Below are 16,436 nucleotides of genomic sequence, written 5' to 3'. Positions count from 1 at the left end.
AAACCTCAGGTGTCTTCCTCCCTTAACACTTCATCAATCGTCGTTGAGTTCCGGCATTAAGAAATCTTAATTCCGCAATCGTGATGATAATGATTATATTTGCTATCTGCTAATGATTGTCATTTAGCTATACACGGCATCCTACCGCACCGATGACAATATCGGCACCGCCATTTTTACGAACCCAAACCATCGCGAACCCAAGAGCTCTATCATGTTAAATCATAAGAATATGAATAACATTTTGCTGACCGGCGTCCTGTCCGGCTTGGCATTTGGTGCCAATGCGGCGCAAAGCGCGCAGGGCAAATCGGATACTGCCCAGAAAGAGTCCCAAGACACCATGACGGTACTTTCTCCCCGCGTGGAGCGAGAAGCGGGCACGAAAACCACCCTGACAGCCAACGACCTCTTGAAAGAAGGTGGTAATACCTTCAGCAATATCATGCGCTATCAGCCGCTAGTGAGCGCACCGGGCGTCAGCGCCGGGGCTACCGCAGGCAAAAGCAGCTACGATCGTGGTGGCTACAGCGGCTACAACATTCGCGGGCTGGAAAACAACCGCGTTTCTATCGATATCGATGGCGTTGAACTTCCCGCAGGAACCGATCGCGGTACTTCCACGCCGAGCGGTCGCGTGCAGGCAGGCAGCACCGGCATCGGCCGCGGTGATTACCTCGATCCCTACCTGTACGGCTCGGTTGATATCGCCTCCGGCGCTACCGACGTGTCTAACAGCAATAATGCCTTGGGCGGCTCGGTTTCATTTATGCCCAAATCGCCGGATAACTTCCTCAGCAGCGATAAACACAGCTATTTTGGCTATCAGGCCGGGTATGACTCCGCAGATCGCAGTTTCCACAACGGGATTACCGCCGCTGGCGGTGACGACACCCTGCGCGGCGTGGTGGTCTACAGCCGCCGCGACGGTAATGAAACCGAAAACCACCGTGATGCTACCATCGACAGCAATCCGGCCAACTGGCACTCCAACGCCGTGCTGGCCTCTGGAATCTGGCAGGCAACCGACCTGCACCAGCTAACCGGCACGGTGAAGTATTACGAGAAGTTTAATCACAGCAACTTTCCCACCTGGAATGTCAGCGCCTCTGGCAGTTCTTCTCGTGATGGCAGCACCTCATTTCAGGACAGCAAAACGCGCCGTTGGGGCGTGAGCGTTGCCGATCTGTATACGCCAGCTGACGGGTTGCTGTTCGACAGCCTGAACAGCAAACTGTTCTTTAGCAAAACCGAAGCCCACGACTACACCATCAGCAATGCTGCGTCACCGACTCAGGTGTGGAGCGGCTACGATACCAACACCCTTGGGCTGGAAAGCAAAGCGACCAAAGAGTCTCGTAATCATCGACTTAGCTATGGTGTAAACATTCGCCAGTCTGAATCCGAAAGACCGCTGACAGCACAAAACATTGTGGCAGATGGGCTACCTATTCAATTGGGCCGCCCTCAAGCAGACAGCAAAATCATTAATGCTGGTGCTTTTGTGCAGGATAAGATGACTTGGGATGTGGCTGGGCGCGATTTCTCAGTGATCCCTGCGGTGCGTTTCGCTTGGCAACACGCCAAGCCAGAAAATACCGATAACCTGTTTACCAATACTAATGGCAACGTAACGGCAAATAACACTGCCAATATGTACGGCACCAACCCTGACAGCCAGATCTTGCCTGCGCTGACCTTCCAGTACAATCTGAAACAGGATCTGCTGGCCTATGTTCAGTATAAGCGCGGCGCTCAGTTCCCGAACGCCGGGCAACTGTATGGTGCCTGGTCCTTGGGTTATATGGGCACCTCAAGCTATTATGCCACGATCGGCGATCCTAATCTGAAAACCGAAACTAGCGATAACTATGAGCTGGGGCTGAAAGGCCGTATTGTAGACGGGGTAACGCTTAGCGCAGCCGCGTTCTATAACGATTACAAAAACTTTATCGCCAATGGCTACTATCGCCGTGCAAGAAATCCCGACCTGTTTGTCAATCTGCCAAACACCATCAGTACCCTCTATCTCACCGAAAACCGCAATAAAGCCTATATCTACGGTGGCGAGCTGAGTGCACGTTTCGAACTGGGCACCTGGTTTGAACAGGCCAAAGGGTTCAGCGCCCGTCTGGCTTACGGCTATACCCAAGGTGCCTCGAAATCCGGCGCCTCCGGTGACCGCTACGTCAATCTCGATACCGTCACGCCACAAAAAGCCGTGGTTGGGCTGGCCTATGACGATCCGAGCAACACATATGGCGCTGCGTTGATCACCACCTTTACCAAAGGAAAAACCGCTGATTACGCCGCAGGCCGTAAACGCGTGGGCAACGGTAATGTGCTTGGCTCCGACAATTACACCTTTATGCGCGTGCCGGGCTATGGTTTGGTGGATTTGACCGCGTACTACCGTATTACCAAAAACGTGCGCGTCAACGGCGGTATTTACAACCTGACTGACCGTAAATATTGGGATTACCAAAACAGCCGCAACATTGAAGCCCCGACCAATGCCGACCCCAATAACGCACACTATTACGATCAGCAGCTGTCGATTGCACCGGGACGCACCTTCCAACTGGGCGTGAGCGTGGATTTCTAATCGTTACGTTTATTGCGTGAAATGAGATAAACATCGAACACGCCTCTTCAGGGCAGGAAAGCTGATACATTGGTTTTCCTGCCTTTTTTACTTATTGGTTGCTCGACCCTCGACGCATAAAACCCCTGTTTTATTGACTACCAGTCAAGAGTGTTGTGTCATTACCCCCGTTTTTCATCCTAAGCCTGCGCACTACACTGCCTTACTTTAAGCAATCAGGATCATCGTCACCATGCAAAACATTCTGCTGATCAACGCCAGCAAATCCTTTGGTCACTCCAAGGGCCAATTGAACAACACGCTCGCGGATTTTGCCGCCACCTTGCTCAGCGAACAGGGCCATAACGTACAGGTGACCAACGTCGATCAGGGCTACAACTTGGACGAAGAGGTACAGCGCTTTTTGTGGGCAGACACCGTCATTTATCAAATGCCGAGATGGTGGATGGACGTGCCGTGGATCCTGAAGAAATACGTCGATGAAGTGTTTACTCACGGTCACGGCTCGCTGTATGCCAGCGATGGCCGCACCCGCTCAGACGCCAGCAAAAAATACGGCTCCGGCGGTCTGCTGCAAGGGTGGAATTATATTCTGTCCCTGACCTGGAACGCGCCGTTGGAAGCCTTTACCGATCCCGATCAGTTCTTTCACGGTGTTGGTGTTGATGGCGTTTACCTGCCGTTCCACAAAGCCAACCAGTTTATCGGTCTGTCACCGCTGCCGACCTTTATCTGCAATGATGTGATCAAGCAACCAGAGGTGGATCGCTATCTGGCTGAATACCGCGAACATTTGACCCGCGTATTCGCCTGAACGCTACCTAAAGCAGCTGGTGCGCCATCTTCTCGCTGAGAAAATCGAGAAAACAGCTGATACGCGCCGTCAGCTTGGTGTTGCGGTAGTAAACCGCGTTCACCGGCATGCGCGTTTCAATCGTCTGTTGCGCCAACATCGGCGGAGAAATATTATCCTTTTTATTCAGTTCGTTACAATTAATCGATCGAAATTACTCGAAATTCGATCGAAATAATTACACCTCTGTCCACTCTGAGCCACGTACATCCCGGTACTTGTCGGTCATGGTTGCTGATTTATGCCCTAATAGTTTTTGTGCGTAGTCTTTCCCTTTCTCTTCAGTATATAAGCGAGCTGACAAACTTCTGATTTCATGAAAAGAGGGAGCAGTGCCTTCCCATTTCAAACCTGATCCACGACGCGCTTTCATAAATGCTTCAGATAATGTTCTCTTAGCGAGAACACTGTGTTTTTCATCCGCCACAATGTGAGATTTACCATTATTTAATATTCTTAATTGCTGAAGCACATCTAAAAGGGAAAGATTCAGACATTCAAGGCGGGTTGTTTCCGCGATGGCCAACATCATGCCTGTTTTTTCTTGTCTGACGTAAAGACGTCCATCCCGGTAATCACTCCAGCACATGCCCTGAACATCGCTTAGGCGTTGTCCTGTGAGTAGAGCCAGGTCAAGGCAGGGGCCAACCCATGCGGGTAATTTATCTGCTGCTTTACGGATAGCCTTCCAATCGTCCAACGTTATGCGCTCGCGTCGAATGTCTACACGCTGGTTGCGCGTAGCTTCGGCCGGATTGCTTTTGGTGACCCCTTCAGCAATGGCCTCACGAAACAAGTCAAGCAGCAATGTTCTGATGCGGTTTGCCATTGTCGGTTTTCCTGCGTTTACCCACTGATTAAGGAACGAGGCAATGTCTTTGGTTTCTACTTTCTGAAGAGCAAATTCCCCTAAATGGGCATTAACGGCCTTCAGGTATTTATGGTACTCGCTCATCGTTGTCGGCTTGAGTTTCCGTCCTTCGAGTATCGTCAGATAGCGTTCAGTCCATTCGCTAACTGTGGTCGCCTGTGTGCCGTTGATGCGGTCAACGAGCGGTGACGGTTTTGATGAGCCATAAATCGCCATATTAGCGGCGATGGCTTGTGTAATGGCCTCCTGTCGATGGCGGCCCAGGCCATATTCTTTTCCGGTGCGCGGGTCACGGTAGCAAAAATAGCCGCCATTGGGCGGTTGCAGGTTTGGCGGCAAATCGCGGTTCTTATGGTTTCTCCGGCGTGCCATGTCTTATCCTCGATAACAGGGTGGGGTGAAGGGCGCTGGATGGGCCAATGTTTTTGTTCTGGGTGAGCTTGCAGGCGTTTTCCTCAACCAGATACTCGCGCCCATCTCGTATCGGTGCGGGAAAAATCATTCCGCTCCTGACCAATCGCCTGACGGTTTCCATACAACGCGGGCGGGGTTGCCGCCGATTCCACTCGGATAAGGTGATGTATGCCATAATTGACCTCTGCTAAAATTAAGCCACTGCGCCGTTCGTCATGACGGCGGGCAGGCGGGGGAATGACCAATCGAAGAAATGCGGGGGTGAAGGGGATTTCAGGCTGTAACAGCCTTGATTAAGGTGCTGGGGCAGGTCGTAGAGGCTTGCCTTGCTGTTCGAGGATAGCGATAAGCTTTCGGTATCCGTTTCGCAGCCATTTAACCCATTTATCCAGGTGGGTTTCTTGCGGGTGATAGCTCCCCATGAGGGCAGCATGACCCGCGAATGCATAATTCATGGGGTGCTCCTGTTTTTATATTGCTATTTGGGTGTCGTATGTCGCGTGACTCATGGTTTTCCAACTCTGACCGTTATCTTTGGATAACATGCGCCAGTAGTGAGAAAGCCGCATTGATAAATAACCGGTTCGTCGTATGCGTCTTGCATGAATAAGTCCTTCACGGTATAAGCGTTTAAATAGCTTCTCCCGCTCCTTTATCCTGTTAGGTATTTTAGGTTTCATTCGTTGCTCCTCTCACGATGCAAGGCTGACGTGCTTCTGGTGGGTAAAATCGCCGTTCCAGTTGAGTTTCATGGGCACTTTGCCACGGCGGTAAAGGACGTAGAGGCGTTCAGCACCTTTATGCAGCAATACTGGCTGGTATTTAATGAAGTCGTTGGCACCGTGAACGCCAATCAGATGCTGGTGCTCAGTCAGGTATCTGTCGCGAGCGTAGGATGTTGCCCGCCAACGGGTACCGGATTGGCTTTCGTTGTAGAGCCAGTTACGGTCTGCTAACCAGTGGTTCACTTTCTGGGTGTTAACACCATTGAGCATTTTACAGAACTGGGTCGGGGTCATGCCCTCCTTGAACAGGCTCTTGAGGTCGTGGAGTTCTGCTTCCTGCTCTTTGTTGACCAATGCCAGTGCAGCTTCACTCCTTTTCGATTCCAGCAGGGCTTCCAGCGCAGAGATGTAGTTTTCCGGCAAGGCAGGTGTAGCCGCCAGTTTTTCTAGGTCATGCCAGCGTTTGATAACGCGCATACGGTGAACAGCGCTATAGCCGGTAAGCAGGCATTCGGTATGGTCGCGATCGAGTAAGAATTCCCGGTATTGTTGGCCGTTTTGGGGGTGTATCCAAAAATGGGCATACCCCTCCGGGTCTTCGCCCAGGTCAACGAGCATTGACTCGATGTCTCTCAATACGTGGAAATGTTTCTTATCGGTCAGCTCCGCAATCTCACGGCTGGACATGGTTACTGTTTGTGCAATGGTCAAATTTTGCATACAGATATACCTCGTTGGTTAAAACGATAATGGAACCCCGGCACGTTACCGGGGCGGGATTAGTGGTTAATGGGGCTTTGTTGAATAAATAGATTTTATGCTGGCAGTCCAGTGAAACGACGGATCCTCGCAACGCAAAATCATGCAGTTAGGCCTCATGAGAAAACTGTACACCTGAGGGGACAAGCATTTTCTACCAAAACTGGCGTGTCACAACAGCATTATTCCCTATTATTCAACAAAGCCGCCGTCATGATGAATGCCCCCCACTGGATCACGCTCTGAAGAGGTGGTTTATGGTGGGTTGTGCAGGATTCGAACCTGCGACCGAAATTTTTTATCTTATTGATTATAAATAATTTATTAAAAAGTGAATATACTGCGGCTCTTTTACGGCGCTTCCTCTGTCCGGGTGTAGTCGTCTAGCTCATAGCATTTTTAATGGCAGGTGCTTTTACCTTAGTTGGATCATCGGTTTTAAAGACCTTCAATCGTTTACTGAAGAACATCACTTCTGAGCCCTTATATCGATCTTGAGCACTGTAGTTTATTCCATACACTAATGATGATGCCTTATACATACCTTGGATCTCAGGAGTATTATCGTAAGAAACAATCCATGGTGTTTTAATATCATTCTGTACTACTTTTGCAACATTAACATGGTCACCATGTTCATAATGGTTGATATATAATCCCTTACCTTTTATGTAATATGGCGGGTCTAAATATGTTAATGATTTCTTCGGCAATTGAACAACTATTTTTTTATGAAATCAATTGCATCCATGTTATACAAGTCTATTCTTTCACGGTTTTTTGATATTTTCTTTATCCGGGAAATTAACTCACTTTTGTTATAGCGAGCATCAAGCTTCCATTGCCCTTCTTGATTTTTACCACCAATCACACCGCCTTTTAATATTCCAGAACGATTTGTTCTATTAAGAAAAAAGTAAGAAAAACCAATTGTTAGCATATCATGGCCTTTGGGATTATTAATTATTTCTTTCTGTTTGAACCACTCATTCATTGTGACTTCAGTTCCTTCAATTAAAGCACACAGGTGGTCTGCATTATTTAATACACTGTGCCAAAAGGCATAAACAGAAATATTAATATCATTAAGAATGATTTTTTCAGCTACATTTAAATGTAAAAGCTTCAGCGCTAAACCAGCCCCTCCAGCATATGGCTCTGCATAATGTATAGGCGAAAGCTTATTATCTTCAATAATCCGAAGCATGAAATTTGAAAGCTTGCCTTTGCCGCCAGGATAGCGAAGTGGGGTGTTAAAACGCATATGATACCTCAAATGGCTTTGTTGAATAAATAGATATTATGCTGCGTAGCCATAAAGGCTGCGGATTCCCTTGACGTAAAATCAGTATGTTAAATCCAGAGCGTGGTGATGCATCCCGGAGCGATCAGCATTTTAATCCCAAACAGGCGTGTCATAACAGCATGATCACCTATTATTCAATAATAGCTTTATTCATTCCAAACAAATTAATAACATTTTCAGAAATCCTGAAATCATCATCTGCTGGGCTTTTTTTCAATTTAATTCTTGATTCAAAATTAAGAACGGAACCTTCGGATAAATAACCCCGAGGTAAAGAACACAGGTCTTCAGCGTCAGTTTTTGAAAGACCAAGAATTTCAAGCAAACTCGCCTTTGTAAGCGTTGATGACTCAAAGAGCAGTTTTACACAACGAGGGAAAAGTCTCACAACTTCGGGTAATTTTAAATCATCCAATGGTTCCCCTTTTCTCCATCCACGTGCAGATATACTTTTATACAGACGCTGATACTCTAATGGAGAAATGACTTCCAAATCTCTTGCCCTTAATATCATTGCTTGAGCAGACATGCCCCATCGAGCCTTTAAGGAAACGAAGTTCTCAAGCGTCGGGAAAGGGGGTAATTCTGTTGAAAATGCTTCTTCTGGTAACATAAAATATGCAGCAAACTTATTTGCCTGTTCTTCGATAACTTTAAAATTAACAACATCCAACCGATTGATATAACGGTGCAATACAATATGACCTAGTTCATGCGCGGCATCAAATCGACTACGGTAATAATTATTTTTATCTGTCGCTAATATTATGTACGGTCTATTTTCTTTATTACTCCATTGAGAATAACCGTCCATCATGACACTGCCTTGCTCAAATCTAGAGCATATGACACCCGCATTTTCTATTACTAAAAGCAAGTCTGATACAGGAGCAATACCTAGCCCCCAAGCCTTGCGGCATTTTGATGCCATAATTTCAATAACTGAATCATCTATAGCCCGATAATCTGTCACATCCAAATGGGGGAGATTTACACTTGGAAAATCAAGATATTGTTGTAATTGCAATGAAATTTCCTGTAGCCATCCCATGTAAACTTCTGATGCACTGCATAAATCCTTGGCAGTATTGGCCAATGTTCTAAAAAAAACAGGAGTCTCTTCTTTTAGAATGGTCGGCTTAACAAACCAACTGATAGGGCAATTTAGTGCAGCCGCTAAAATAGACAAAGCTTCAGCATCAGGAGCATGGTTACCATTCTCCCACTTTGTTATTGTTGAAGGGGAACGCTCAACCAGGCGACCAAGGTTGATTTTTGATAACCCACGAGCTTCCCTGATTTGGGTAAGTCTCTCGGGTTGAAAGCCCGTAATTCCCACTCTCATATGACCACCCGTTAAGACCCTTCTTGCTCCTTCAACTGTTTTTTCAGCACAGGAATAACCAAGTCGGGTATAATTTGTTCATTAGCACTGTTATACATTCCCAAGAGATCAATTACTGACCAGTTAAAGGGGTTTCCTTTCAGATTTGTAAAGGCTTTGTTGAATAATAGGTAATCATGCGGTTTTTCCATGCCAGTTTTGGTTGAATATGCTTCATGGTGTTTACCTGTGTCGCTTTTCTCGGGTGACTATTGTACCGAAATATGTCAGTAAAAACCGTTGTAGAACCCCGGCGCGATCCCGGGGCGGGATTAGTGATTAGTGGCGTTGCAGGAACTGGTTAACGTTCGCCTGTTGCCATTTTTCGAGCGCATGGGTTCTCCTTGCGTCAATGGGATGGTTTATTGTGCTATTTACCACGTATCCCTGTTTTTCACCCTGACGCAGCGGAAATCCTCCAGTTTCACCTTATCGCCGAACGACTTACCTGCCTCCTTAGGCTTAAAGAGCAGTTTTTCGCATTCTGACATGGTGAGTTCCACCTCAGAGAACCGTAGCCACTGAACATCCATCCCGCCGGGCTTTTTGATCGTTGCCGTTATTTTGTACATTAAGTCTCTCCGAGGTTGTTTATGCCGCTACACCGTTCATCATGACGCCTAAGAGACGTGGAAACAGGCTGTCGTAGAAGTGTGGCTGTGTCTGGCGCGGGTTATTCGGGTCGGTCAGGTTCTTTCCGAACTGCAAGCCTTTCTCTGTTAGCGACCAGAACAGTTTCTCTTTGTCGGGATGCTTGCTGCTGGGACGTGACTTGCGCTCAGTGAGTCCGAGCAATTGCAGGCGCTTGAAACCAGACTGTGCGGTGTAGGGCTTGCCGTGCAGCATTAGCAATTCAGTCAAGGAATGCGTGACTTCACTTGACCCGGTTACGCTGCCCTCCGGGGCATCTACAGCGTAGGCAGGCAGGATATCCGGCATGCCGAGGGAAGATTGCAGCTTTTTCATTGCTCCCAGCATTGCGGAAGGCGCTATGCGCAGCTCTTGCTTGTAGAAAGCGAGCAAGGCCAATCCCGCTTGGACTTTTTCTACCAGTACGCCATTGCTGGACTTTACAGAATCACGGAATTGCTCATATACCTGAACCTCAAATTCAGGTTCTATCCATGCCGCATAGCGGATGGCCACTAATTCATCTGCCCATGTTCCTGACTCAAGGCCACCTTTAATGACATTAACCGAAGCTCTTTTTTGAGCATTGCTCAAAGATTGAACAAATGCCGCGATCCCTTCAGTACGTAAAAAATTTGAAGGTCGTTGCGATCCTGTCGCTTTACCTTGTGCAACGGCTGCGCGATGTAAATCATTCAGGCAGTAACGCCCGAAAGCATCCTGACGGACGACGGTATTTTCAATGACAACTAAGTTAGACATAACGATTTCTCCATAGTTAAACGGATGTGGTTATCAGAGGGCTAACGGGTAAAATTTTGCAGATTGGCGGTCAGATCGCTTACACTTGGCTTAGTACAGGAGGATCCGCTATGGGCTAGGTTGCATTTGATACATTGCAAGCATCAGAAGAGCTTCAAACCGCCGGGCTTACCAGTGAGCAGGCCAAGGCGATCTCGCTCGTCGTACGCAAGTCTCATGAGGTGGCAGATGTCGCTACTAAGGCTGATAAGGCTGATATTGCTGAGGTAAAGCGCGATATAGCTGACGTTCGTAAAGATATGGAGTTCCGCTTCGAGAAGACCGACGCGCAGATAGCCGATGTCCGTAAGGACCTGTCCGCAGAGATAGCCGATGTGCGTAAGGATATGCAATTAGTCCGCAAGGATTTACAGCTTGAGATGGCGGGTATCCGCTCTGAGCAGAAGTTAATTCGCTGGATGCTGAGTGCTGGAGTTTTGGGTATTCTCTCTCTGGTTGTGAAAGCTTTTCTCGTCACCGCCCTCTAATTAATTATACCACTACGGGTTGTTAGCTCAGTTGGTAGAGCAGTGGACTCTTAATCCATCGGTCGCAGGTTCGAATCCTGCACAACCCACCATGCTACCCCTTTTGTCAAGCGGAACCTGATTGCACGGCCGCCTGACGACGTGCATGCACTCATGCTGCCACCCTGGATAATTTCCTGATAGCCTCAAGTTCGTTTTCAAGTTCAGCCAGAAACTGCCTTAACGCCTCCTCTATTTCAGCAACCCGTTTATCGTCCTGATGAATTCTCAACTGGTAATAGGCAAGGTCTGGCGGTAGCCTGTCGTCATAGCTGACAAAATCACACCATTTCCTGCCCGTACACATCATTTGGGCGTGCATCTGTAGGAGGTATTGGTTTTTCGGCTTACCGGTCTTGATGGTCTCTAAATGCGTCCATGTGTTGGGGCATTTTATTTCTATCAGGCCATCATTTCCGACCAGGCCATCAGGCGACGCCCCAAATCCTACGATCTCTGGATGGGGAATAAATCCCACTTCTGTAACTTCTGCGTCAAACTGGTTAAGCAGGTACATCTCCCGCGCCACCGGTTCAAGTTCAGTGCCGTGCTGCATGGCCGAGTTTGCGTAACTTTCTTCCACCTTTCCTGTTAGGCGCTGGCAGATAAGCTCTGCCATGTAGTTCTGGCGGCTGGCGGAATAGCCCGATTTGGTTTTTGCCATTACGTCAGACAGGCGACTGGCGGTCACGTTGCCACAACGGGCGGAAAACCATTCATCACTGCGCTGTTGCATGATCCACCTCGCTATATTCTGCATCGACGGGAATGCTTTTTTTGATGCGCTCCTTCTCTGCATTGCCGATAATCTGGCGCTCTTCTTCCTGCAGCGCCACTAACCACTAATCCCGCCACGGGATCGCGCCGGGGTTCCATTATCGTTTTAACCAACGAGGTATATTTGTATGCAAAATTTAACCATTGCACAAACAGTAACCATGTCCAGCCGCGAAATTGTGGAGCTAACCGGAAAACAACATAAAGACGTTCTTGCTGATTGCCGCAAGATGTTCGAGGCGCTCAATATTCAATCGGCGGACTTTTCCGCCGATTACAAAGACAGCAAAGGATGCACCTATCATAAGAATTCCCGGTATTGTTGGCCGTTTTGGGGGTGTATCCAAAAATGGGCATACCCCTCCGGGTCTTCACCTAGGTCAACGAGCATTGACTCGATATCTCTCAATACGTGGAAATGTTTCTTATCGGTCAGCTCCGCAATCTCACGGCTGGACATGGTTACTGTTTGTGCAATGGTTAAATTTTGCATACAAATATACCTCGTTGGTTAAAACGATAATGGAACCCCGGCGCGATCCCGGGGCGGGATGACTGGGTTAGCTAAATATTATAGCTAAACGACTTAATTTTGATCACATTATTTAAATGAGCTATTCAATTGATTTTAGACGTAAAGTGATATCTACACGGGAAGAAGAAGGGTTGAGTATCCGAGAAACAGCGAAGCAATTTCGGATTGGCCCTGCCTCTGTATCGCGTTGGATTAATCAAATAGCGTCAAAAGCATCGACCACGCGTCAGCGAAAGAGCGATAAATCCGAGTTGATAAAAGATGTTGAACCATATCCAGATGCTTACCAAAAAGAACGTGCAGAGCGTTTTGGCGTTTGTCAGAAGGCCATTTGGCAAGCTCTTAAAAAGCTGGGATTGACCTATAAAAAAACGCTACGTCATCCGAAAGCCGACGAAAGCGCCCGGCAAGCATTTCAACAAAAAATACAACAGTATGAAAAAGAAGGTAAACCCATTGTTTTTATTGATGAAAGTGGTTTTCCACACGATACCCCAAGGACTCACGGCTATTCCCCAAAAGGTCAACGGTGTTTTGGCCTGAAGAACGGGGGAGCCAAGGGAAGAACAAATGTTATCGGCGCTTTATTAGGACAACGCTGTTTGCTATCGGATTATTTGATACCAATATTAACAGCGATGTTTTCTATTCCTGGGTCACACAAGTCCTTATCCCAGTACTCCCTAAAAACAGGGTAATCGTGATGGACAATGCAACTTTTCACAAAAAACATAATATTCAACAAGTCATCATCGATGCAGGGTATATGGTGGAGTATTTGCCTACATATTCGCCAGATCTTAACCCCATTGAGCATAAATGGGCACAAGCAAAAAGCAAAAAAAGAGAGAGTGGTTGCGATACAGAGATTTTGTTCTCAGTCCATATGGTGTAATCAAAATTAAGTCGCTTGGCTATAGAGTTGTTGTTTTCGATGAGTGAACGGCTTTGTTGAATAAATCAGAACTTGTAACGACTGCGCCCCATACGGGTCGATTGTTACGTGATGCGAATACTGTTCGGCATTTGTAACCTGCCAAAGGCAGCATCTCGATGAACTTCAATTCGTTATCGTGCTGGGAAATGTATTGCAGCGCCTGCATCATGGTGGCGGGTGAAATCAGGTTATGGCGCGACAGTCCAGAGCCGTCAACGACAATGCTGTTATCCAGATTAACGCCCGCTTTTTATCGCAGTACCTGACGCACCGCATCGGCTCCGGTGCGCCAGGTGCCTGGCACGCTGAAACGCTCATGTCCGATGGTGCGAAAAACGGTATCTGCAATCATGTTGTCGGATTTTTTCAGCATGATAGTGAGAAGGTCATGCAGCGGTGCGGATTGTGTCTGAGCCAGTACGGTACCCGCGGGGCTTGATAGTGTCTGATGGCGTAAGCTGCCTGTGATACGGATATCTGATTGTAAAAGCTCATATTTAACGATGGCACCAGCATAGCTGGCACCATCCTGAATAGCGAAAGCCAATGGTAACGGTTCGGCGCGTTGCATCAGACAGCCGGTCAGTGTGAAACGGTTTAATTCGCCCGGCACCACGTCCAGCTCGCAATATTGTCCATCAGATGAGCCTTTTGCTAGCGTACGCACTTCACTGAACATCTGACCGGGTAGTAAGAAGCAACGCGAATAAATGCATTGTCGCCCGCTTTAGGCGCTCTGTAGAGGGAGACGGAAAAGCAGCTGCGATCGACAATGGCTGCGCCCGGCGGTGCGCTAACGCACTGTGTCATATCGTTCCACGGCCAGTCCGGCGCTTTGTCATGACTGGCGAACACTGAGGTATCGATGATCACATCACCGGCGATACTCTGTACGCCGCATTTTTTCAATTCGGCGATCATATTACGGATCTGTTGGCGCTTCAGTGTAGGATCACCACTGAAACACACTACCAAATTACCGTTCAATTTTCCGCCACTTACTGCACCATGACTTTCCAGTGTGGTCACGAAACGGTAATCTGGGCCTAGCTGTAGCAAAGCGGCTAACGCCGTCAACACTTTCTGGGTACTGGCGGGTAATGCCATTTGTTCACTGTTGTAAGTCACTGCGGGACTACTGGCACCTATTTTCTATGCCAAGAACGCCAAATTAGCGCCATCCGGCAGGTATTGAATGTGATCGTTAATGCTTGCTGCGTGAGCGGGTAACACAGCGCTCTGTAGCACAACCGAGTAGGCAAGTCCGGAAAAAGTCGATAAAAAACGCATAATCTCAGATTACAACAGGGTAAGGTGGGGTCATACTACGGCGCAATGCGGTCTAAAGTAAACGATGACCCTTATGGAACTCTGGGTTAAAATACGTATCAAAATGCAAAATCGCTCCTGACCTGAAACCTTGTTCCGGGTCAGGTTACTTTCGTTTATCGCCAGGGAGCGCTGGCATACCGACCGTCTGTCGCATCGTTCGTTGAAGCGTCAGGATGATGATAATGAACATCTTACAAGTTTCTTAGAGGTTTGAAGATATGAAACAATTTCCGATGACATTGCGTGGTGCAGAAAAACTATGTGAAGAGCTAGAATTCTTGAAAGGCACTCGCCGTCCGGAAATCATTGCGGCGATTGCTGAGGCTCGTGAACACGGTGATTTGAAAGAGAACGCTGAGTACCATGCGGCGCGCGAACAGCAGGGTTTTTGCGAAGGCCGGATTCAGGAAATCGAAGCCAAGTTGTCCAATGCGCAAGTGATTGATGTGACAAAGATGCCCGCCAGTGGGCGCGTCATTTTTGGTGCAACGGTGTCTGTGATGAACTTGGATACAGAAGAAGAACAGACCTATCGCATCGTGGGTGATGATGAAGCGGATTTCAAACAAAACCTGATTTCTGTGAATTCGCCGATTGCCCGTGGGCTGATTGGCAAAGAGCAGGATGATATCGTGACCATCAGAACGCCTGGTGGTCTGGTTGAGTATGAGATCCTGAAGGTCCAATATCTGTAATTTCGCCGATTAAATCGGCAAATTGTGTAAAGAAAAGCAAAAGGCCGCATGCGGCCTTTTCTCTAACGAACGGGCATGGCACCTTTTCGTTAAATGTGAAACACGGTGATATAATTGGTTACTTGGGTAACACAATTTTACGTTCTTTCGACGGGCGATACAGAACCAGCGTATGGCCGATAACCTGAACGTTGCAGGCACTGGTTTCGCGGATAATGGCTTCAACAATCAATGCCTTAGTATCCCGATCTTCAGCTGCAATTTTAACTTTGATCAGCTCATGATGTTCTAGCGATTGTTCAATTTCGGCCAGAACACCTTCGGTAAGGCCATTGTTACCCAGCATAACCACTGGTTTTAGCGGGTGAGCCAAGCCTTTCAGGTGCTGTTTTTGTTTGTTGCTTAGATTCATGTGTCTTTTTTACTTAGGTTGGGATTGAAAACGGGTCATTCTACCGCCATCTCACCATTATAACCAATTTGGTGACGTTGATGGGCCGATCTTTGGCGGCGTCGTTGAGCAATACCGGTTGTAAATGGCACGTTGATGTTTTATAGCAAGTAGGTTGTACATGACAAATTGGTTGTACATAACAAAAAGTTGGAAAGCCGATGGCAAATAAAAAGCGTTCTGCAAGCTCCAGTCGCTGGTTGCAGGAACACTTTAGCGATAAATATGTACAGCAGGCGCAGAAAAAAGGGCTACGCTCCCGTGCTTGGTTTAAACTGGATGAAATACAGCGCACTGACAAACTATTTAAACCGGGCATGACTGTGGTGGATCTGGGCGCTGCGCCTGGTGGATGGTCTCAATACGTGGTGACGCAGATCGGCAATGCAGGCAGGATCATCGCGTGCGATATTTTACCAATGGATCCCATCGTTGGTGTCGATTTCCTTCAAGGCGATTTTCGTGATGAATTAGTGCTTAGCGCCTTGATGGAGCGGGTAGGGGATAATAAAGTTCAGGTTGTGATGTCAGACATGGCACCCAACATGAGCGGGACCCCCGCCGTGGATATTCCAAGAGCCATGTATCTGGTTGAGTTGGCGTTGGAAATGTGTCGGGATGTTCTGGCACCGGGCGGAAGTTTTCTGGTGAAGGTCTTTCAGGGAGATGGCTTTGATGAATACCTGCGACAAATTCGCTCTCTGTTCACAACAGTGAAGATTCGTAAGCCTGATGCTTCGCGTGCTCGTTCTCGTGAAGTGTACATTGTAGCGACAGGGCGTAAACTGTAGTACCCTAACGCTGTTTTTTAACACAGTTGTAATATGAGGTTAA

19 protein-coding genes, 1 tRNA gene and 4 pseudogenes are annotated in these 16,436 nt (G+C 47.7%); 9 read left to right on the top strand and 15 right to left on the bottom strand.

Annotated features, from left to right (window positions below; translation table 11 throughout):
• Positions 1–214 precede the first annotated feature (214 nt).
• Together ACD630_RS18515 and ACD630_RS18510 are read left to right on the top strand one after the other, a co-directional pair.
• A complete protein-coding gene (locus tag ACD630_RS18515; protein WP_430360232.1) occupies positions 215–2,605 on the top strand; it encodes a TonB-dependent receptor domain-containing protein in 2,391 nt (796 codons plus the stop codon).
• A 232-nt stretch (positions 2,606–2,837) separates the two neighbouring features.
• Positions 2,838–3,419, top strand: a complete 582-nt coding sequence (locus ACD630_RS18510) for an NAD(P)H-dependent oxidoreductase (protein ID WP_430360231.1) — start codon at positions 2,838–2,840, stop codon at positions 3,417–3,419.
• Positions 3,420–3,426: 7 nt separating this feature from the next.
• Here the strand turns inward: ACD630_RS18510 and ACD630_RS18505 are convergent.
• The 11 genes and pseudogenes from ACD630_RS18505 to ACD630_RS18455 form a co-directional block, all read right to left on the bottom strand.
• Positions 3,427–3,558: pseudogene (locus ACD630_RS18505) on the bottom strand (LysR family transcriptional regulator); the annotation flags it as partial.
• Positions 3,559–3,636: 78 nt separating this feature from the next.
• Positions 3,637–4,701: a phage integrase Arm DNA-binding domain-containing protein gene (locus ACD630_RS18500; RefSeq protein WP_430360230.1), complete on the bottom strand. Its 1,065-nt coding sequence runs from the start codon at positions 4,699–4,701 to the stop codon at positions 3,637–3,639.
• A complete protein-coding gene (locus ACD630_RS18495; RefSeq protein ID WP_252120483.1) occupies positions 4,679–4,864 on the bottom strand; it encodes an excisionase in 186 nt (61 codons plus the stop codon). The genes ACD630_RS18500 and ACD630_RS18495 overlap by 23 nt, the downstream gene beginning before the upstream one ends.
• 172 nt (positions 4,865–5,036) lie before the next feature.
• Positions 5,037–5,198, bottom strand: coding sequence for a protease FtsH-inhibitory lysogeny factor CIII (locus ACD630_RS18490; protein WP_430357732.1), 162 nt, complete (start codon positions 5,196–5,198; stop codon positions 5,037–5,039).
• A 15-nt stretch (positions 5,199–5,213) separates the two neighbouring features.
• Positions 5,214–5,423: a hypothetical protein gene (locus tag ACD630_RS18485; protein WP_430357731.1), complete on the bottom strand. Its 210-nt coding sequence runs from the start codon at positions 5,421–5,423 to the stop codon at positions 5,214–5,216.
• A 12-nt stretch (positions 5,424–5,435) separates the two neighbouring features.
• A complete protein-coding gene (locus ACD630_RS18480; RefSeq protein ID WP_430360229.1) occupies positions 5,436–6,188 on the bottom strand; it encodes a Rha family transcriptional regulator in 753 nt (250 codons plus the stop codon).
• Between the two features lie 422 nt (positions 6,189–6,610).
• Positions 6,611–7,491: pseudogene (locus ACD630_RS18475) on the bottom strand (DNA adenine methylase).
• Positions 7,492–7,663: 172 nt separating this feature from the next.
• Positions 7,664–8,878: a helix-turn-helix domain-containing protein gene (locus ACD630_RS18470; protein WP_430360228.1), complete on the bottom strand. Its 1,215-nt coding sequence runs from the start codon at positions 8,876–8,878 to the stop codon at positions 7,664–7,666.
• Positions 8,879–8,889: 11 nt separating this feature from the next.
• Positions 8,890–9,069, bottom strand: coding sequence for a hypothetical protein (locus ACD630_RS18465; RefSeq protein WP_291970025.1), 180 nt, complete (start codon positions 9,067–9,069; stop codon positions 8,890–8,892).
• Positions 9,070–9,291: 222 nt separating this feature from the next.
• Positions 9,292–9,489 carry a DUF1187 family protein gene (locus tag ACD630_RS18460; protein WP_430360227.1) on the bottom strand — a complete coding sequence of 66 codons (198 nt, stop codon included), beginning with the start codon at positions 9,487–9,489 and terminating at the stop codon, positions 9,292–9,294.
• A gap of 19 nt (positions 9,490–9,508) precedes the next feature.
• On the bottom strand, positions 9,509–10,309 hold the full coding sequence (locus tag ACD630_RS18455) for a KilA-N domain-containing protein (protein ID WP_430360226.1): 801 nt from the start codon (positions 10,307–10,309) through the stop codon (positions 9,509–9,511).
• Positions 10,310–10,443: 134 nt separating this feature from the next.
• Between ACD630_RS18455 and ACD630_RS18450 the strand changes: the two genes are divergently transcribed.
• Both ACD630_RS18450 and ACD630_RS18445 read left to right on the top strand, forming a co-directional pair.
• The gene (locus tag ACD630_RS18450; protein WP_430360225.1) at positions 10,444–10,836 is read left to right on the top strand and encodes a hypothetical protein; all 393 of its coding nucleotides are present in this window, start codon (positions 10,444–10,446) and stop codon (positions 10,834–10,836) included.
• A gap of 16 nt (positions 10,837–10,852) precedes the next feature.
• Positions 10,853–10,928 (top strand) — tRNA-Lys (locus tag ACD630_RS18445).
• Between the two features lie 59 nt (positions 10,929–10,987).
• Here the strand turns inward: ACD630_RS18445 and ACD630_RS18440 are convergent.
• Entirely contained in the window at positions 10,988–11,611 is a 624-nt protein-coding gene (locus tag ACD630_RS18440) for a lambda exonuclease family protein (protein ID WP_430357727.1), read from the bottom strand.
• Positions 11,612–11,953: 342 nt separating this feature from the next.
• The gene (locus ACD630_RS18435; RefSeq protein WP_430360224.1) at positions 11,954–12,145 is read right to left on the bottom strand and encodes a Rha family transcriptional regulator; all 192 of its coding nucleotides are present in this window, start codon (positions 12,143–12,145) and stop codon (positions 11,954–11,956) included.
• A gap of 116 nt (positions 12,146–12,261) precedes the next feature.
• On the opposite strand from ACD630_RS18435, the gene ACD630_RS18430 reads away from it, so the two are divergent.
• From ACD630_RS18430 to ACD630_RS18420, 3 genes and pseudogenes are all read left to right on the top strand, one after another.
• Positions 12,262–12,885 carry an IS630 transposase-related protein gene (locus ACD630_RS18430; RefSeq protein ID WP_430360223.1) on the top strand — a complete coding sequence of 208 codons (624 nt, stop codon included), beginning with the start codon at positions 12,262–12,264 and terminating at the stop codon, positions 12,883–12,885.
• A pseudogene (locus ACD630_RS18425) lies at positions 12,816–12,974 on the top strand (transposase); the annotation flags it as partial. The gene ACD630_RS18430 and the pseudogene ACD630_RS18425, both read left to right, overlap by 70 nt.
• A 32-nt stretch (positions 12,975–13,006) precedes the next feature.
• Positions 13,007–13,129 (top strand): hypothetical protein, encoded by a 123-nt coding sequence (locus tag ACD630_RS18420; RefSeq protein ID WP_430360222.1) that lies wholly within the window; start codon positions 13,007–13,009, stop codon positions 13,127–13,129.
• A gap of 86 nt (positions 13,130–13,215) precedes the next feature.
• Here ACD630_RS18420 and dacB read toward each other — a convergent pair.
• Positions 13,216–14,414: pseudogene (gene dacB, locus ACD630_RS18415) on the bottom strand (serine-type D-Ala-D-Ala carboxypeptidase); the annotation flags it as partial.
• 260 nt (positions 14,415–14,674) lie between these two features.
• Here dacB and greA point away from each other — a divergent pair.
• On the top strand, positions 14,675–15,151 hold the full coding sequence (gene greA, locus ACD630_RS18410) for a transcription elongation factor GreA (RefSeq protein WP_430360221.1): 477 nt from the start codon (positions 14,675–14,677) through the stop codon (positions 15,149–15,151).
• Between the two features lie 118 nt (positions 15,152–15,269).
• On the opposite strand, the gene yhbY is transcribed toward greA, so the two are convergent.
• The gene (yhbY, locus tag ACD630_RS18405) at positions 15,270–15,563 is read right to left on the bottom strand and encodes a ribosome assembly RNA-binding protein YhbY (RefSeq protein WP_430360220.1); all 294 of its coding nucleotides are present in this window, start codon (positions 15,561–15,563) and stop codon (positions 15,270–15,272) included.
• 200 nt (positions 15,564–15,763) lie between these two features.
• Here yhbY and rlmE point away from each other — a divergent pair, with 200 nt between their 5' ends.
• The gene (gene rlmE, locus ACD630_RS18400) at positions 15,764–16,393 is read left to right on the top strand and encodes a 23S rRNA (uridine(2552)-2'-O)-methyltransferase RlmE (RefSeq protein WP_264625620.1); all 630 of its coding nucleotides are present in this window, start codon (positions 15,764–15,766) and stop codon (positions 16,391–16,393) included.
• Positions 16,394–16,436: the final 43 nt, after the last annotated feature.

The organism is Symbiopectobacterium sp. RP, assembly GCF_050472005.1.
In the GTDB taxonomy this organism is placed as follows: Bacteria; Pseudomonadota; Gammaproteobacteria; order Enterobacterales; family Enterobacteriaceae; genus Symbiopectobacterium.
The sequence above is the reverse complement of the archived record's forward strand: the minus strand, read 5'-3'. Positions and strand labels throughout refer to the sequence as shown.